Annotated in this window: 3 protein-coding genes; 2 read left to right on the top strand and 1 reads right to left on the bottom strand. The window is 45.0% G+C overall.

Going from position 1 to position 3695, the window contains the following annotated elements:
* Both NC238_09915 and NC238_09910 read left to right on the top strand, forming a co-directional pair.
* Positions 1 to 507 (top strand): LytR family transcriptional regulator (locus NC238_09915; protein ID MCM1566245.1); only part of this gene is annotated, 507 nt, incomplete at its 5' end.
* A gap of 246 nt (positions 508 to 753) precedes the next feature.
* Entirely contained in the window at positions 754 to 2703 is a 1950-nt protein-coding gene (locus tag NC238_09910; GenBank protein MCM1566244.1) for a FapA family protein, read from the top strand.
* Here the strand turns inward: NC238_09910 and NC238_09905 are convergent.
* Complete coding sequence (locus NC238_09905) at positions 2700 to 3617, bottom strand: Na/Pi symporter (protein MCM1566243.1); 918 nt, start codon at positions 3615 to 3617, stop codon at positions 2700 to 2702. The genes NC238_09910 and NC238_09905 overlap by 4 nt on opposite strands.
* Positions 3618 to 3695: the final 78 nt, after the last annotated feature.

The following is a 3695-nucleotide window of genomic DNA, read 5'->3' as shown; positions in this document are numbered from 1 at the left end:
AAACTCGCGGATATTCTAAGACTATCCAAGGCAGCCGCGGCTTTCGACAGTTCAAACATGGTGAATCAAACACTGCCTGGCTATGGACTTTATCTTGACAATATCAGTTACTGGGAAGTCAATCCCGATCATGCCAAACAAGTGGCTAAGAATCTTCTGCTCGGGATTACCACCGATATAACCATCGACGGGACAGTCCTCGACCTGCTGAGCCCGGAACTGCAGTCCCATATCACGGTACCCGGAAGCTCTTCAGATCCAAACGGCACCGCATCTCCAGGTCACGATGACTCGGGCAGTACGAGCGGGAGCAGTGAGGGTTCGTCCGGAACAGAGCTGAATGACGGAAGTACAGAAACAGGCGGCGGAACCGGTACGGACATTGGACAGGGTACGGGCAGTCCGGACCAGGGCAACAGCCTGGGCCAGGGTGAAAGTAATTTGGACAATGGCAATGCTTCAGATAACAAGACGAAGGAAACAAAGCTATTAATCATTCCTGAATAATTCTCTTGTAGACAAATATCGAAATAGTCAGTAAAATGAGAGAGAATAATCATAAAATACTGTAATTATGCTATTACAGTATTCTTTTTTTAAAAAAATTGTAATTTTAAAGATAATTTTTTGGCTTATTTTCGTTATTATTTTAATACTTTTATTTAATATATGCGATTTTTAGGACTAAAGTCCTACACGTTTTGTTTTTAAAATCAGACTATTTTTCCAGGTTGTTTAAGGAGAGTGCGGGCCATGAAAGAAATGATTGCAACAGGTAAAACGTTGGAAGAAATCAGAGAGAAATGGTCTCGGGAATGGGGCTGTGATCCTGAAGAGCTGCAGATAGAAACCATAGAGAAACCGGGAGTCTTCAGCAGGCTCTATAAGGTAAACGTAATTTTGCCGGATCCGGACAAACAAAATTTTCCGCAGGAAGACACCCAGGAGGAAGATACTCGGGTCCTCTGGGATCAAGTCAAATATTCGATTTATCCCGGATCGCGGGTTCAAAGCATCGTTCCTTATCCGCATGCCGGAAAATTATTTATGCTGGGCAACGAGATTGGATACGAAATGCCTGTTAATAAAGGCGATACCTTTGAATTCTATCCTTTGGTCCAGCAGGGCGAACTATCCTGGAAAATCTCAGTTGAGCCGGATGGCAGCAAAGCTGTCGCGAGAGTCAGACATGCCTGTGCGGGTAAATTTGTCCTGGCCAATTCTCTCCCAAATTATTCGCAGCTTGTACTGGAACAACATGTTTCCTTTAATGCTTCCCCTGAACCTGATGAGCTGCCAACGGAAGCAAACCTGATAAAAGAAATCAATGACAAAGGAATTGTTTATGGAATAAAAAGCAATCTTTGGGCGGATTTTATGGTAGTCAATGGTGAAAGCGAAATTGTCATCGCTGAAGCAACCCTGCCGATTCCAACTGTTCAGCCCCAGTTAATCGACTATGTTGGTGAACCCGTATTTCAGAATGAAGAAAGTAATGAAGAAAAAATTGATTATTTCGCCTGTAAGATTGTCCTTTGCCAGAAGGATGATATTCTGGCCAGAAAGATCCCGGGTAAAGAAGGGGTCCCTGGTACGAACATTTTCGGAAAAGCCACTCAGGTTGATAAAATCAAAGACTTCATGATTACAATGAAGAAGAATGTCTATCTGACTGAGAATATGGAAGTTAAAGCCTCCTGTTCCGGTACACCGGTAAGGGTCAATAAAAATACATACTTAGTTGAAAACGCGTTTATTCAAAACAAAGATGTTGATCTGAGCACCGGAAGCATCGACTTTCCAGGCGATGTGTTTATCGGGGGCAATGTTGCGGACGGACTGTATATTCATTCCTCTGGCACAGTCAAAGTACAGGGTTCTATCTCAGGCGCTGATATTAAAGCAGAAACGGGACTGGCAGTAAGAAATAATATTATAGCCAGTAAAATACTTGTCGGAGAGAAACATGTCTCTAGATCCGAGTTTATCAAAACCATGCAGGAAGTCTGTGAAGAGCTTACGCTCTGTGTTCATCAGATTGAGCAGCTGCAGGGAGTATCCGCCAATACGAGTGTTGGCCAGCTGTTCAAGGTCATCCTGGAGAAGAATTTTCAACAATTGCCAAAGAAGGTTGAAGAGCTGGAGAGACTGCTTAACAGCCAGGAACGCGGGTTTGTATCCCCGGAGCTTGATCAGGCGATACGTTCGGTGAAGCATTTTATGATCGGATTAGGACCGCTTCAGCTTAAAGATACGCTTTATCTTAAAAATGCCCTGAAGATTGTAGGTTTCTTCATGGCCACCAAAGGACTGGCCGCCTCGGCCAGTGTTCTCTGTGACGTCAGTTATGTCCAGAACTCTGAAATCAGCTGCGCCGGCGATTTCTTCTGCCACAAAGGCGTGTACAATTCCATTTTAAAAATTGAAGGCGGTATGAAAATCCATGGTGTCTGCCGCGGCGGCGAGATCAGTTGCTCGGGTGATGTTTACATTTGGGAACTTGGCGGCTCGAATATCAGTGCCACGACAATCAAGGCATCCAAAGACAGCCATATCAATATCGAGTTCTGCCACGCCAATATTAAAATTTTTATTGGCAAAGAGCTGATCAAGATTGATGAACCGGCTCAAAAAGTTGATGTTTTCAGGGACAAAGGGAACCTTCAGGTTGGAAAGCTAAGATGGGACGGCAGTACGCGCTAACGGGATCTGGCCAGTGATCGGCTGATATAGGGCAGCAGAGGAAGAACCATAAGCGAAGACAGGATGTTAAAAATTGTATGTCCGTTGGCGATCTGGCGGCTTAGGCTTCCCCCGAGAAACCTGATCACCTCGGTCAGCGGATCCAGAAGCGGGTAAAACATCAAAACGCCAAAAACGTTAACGAATACATGAAATAACGCAACCCATTGAGCGGATCTAGAGGTAAAAGCTGAGACAATCAAAGCGGTGAAGCAGGTCCCGATATTGGCTCCAAAAATAAAAGCAAGGGAGGTTGGCAGATCAAGCCAACCTCTTTCTGTTAAAACCATCACAAGGCCTGCCGTTGCACTTGAAGAATGCAGGGCTGCCGAGAGAACGGTACCTGCCACAATGCTTTCAAGATAGCTGCTGTTCAGATGGAGCAGACGTTCTTGAAAATATGAGGTCGAGGCAAGCGGGATCATCGCGGATTCCAAAACGGAAAGGGAGAAAAACATCAGGCCTAAGCCGGCCAACGCATAGCAAAAGAATTTTACTTTGCCTTTCAGCAGCCAGAACCCTAAAAATCCAGGCGGAATCAGCCATATGGCAAAATCCTTGAGCGGCAAAGACAAAAGCTGGGGCGTTACCGTACTGCCAATATTGCTTCCGAGGATTAGTCCGAGCGTATTTTGGAAGCTTAACAAACCGGCATCAACAAAGGAAATTGCCATTACGGTCAGCGCTGTGCTCGATTGCAAGATACTTGTCGCCAGAATGCCGCTGATGAATCCTCTCGCGGTGGTTGCGGTGAATCTCTGCAGAACGAGCTGAAAATAAGACCCTGTGAATTTTTCCAGGCCATCTCTAAGAATTTTTATTCCTGTCAATAATAGCATCAGGCCTAAAAAAGTAAAACAGACGGGGACAAGCATCAGCAGCTCCTTCGGCTTTTCAGAATAAGATCACTCGGTTAATTCTATTCGCTTGAACCAGCCGCATGTCTGAATTAT

Origin of the sequence: Dehalobacter sp., assembly GCA_023667845.1 — a bacterium.
In the GTDB taxonomy this organism is placed as follows: Bacteria; Bacillota; Desulfitobacteriia; order Desulfitobacteriales; family Syntrophobotulaceae; genus Dehalobacter.
Note: the sequence above shows the minus strand (reverse complement) of the source record. Positions and strands in the feature narration are given on the sequence as shown.

Excerpts from the sequence above, each read along its gene's own strand:
- NC238_09910 (MCM1566244.1), top strand. The coding sequence starts at position 754 with ATGAAAGAAATGATTGCAACAGGTAAAACGTTGGAAGAAATCAGAGAG.
- NC238_09905 (MCM1566243.1), bottom strand. The coding sequence starts at position 3,617 with ATGCTTGTCCCCGTCTGTTTTACTTTTTTAGGCCTGATGCTATTATTG.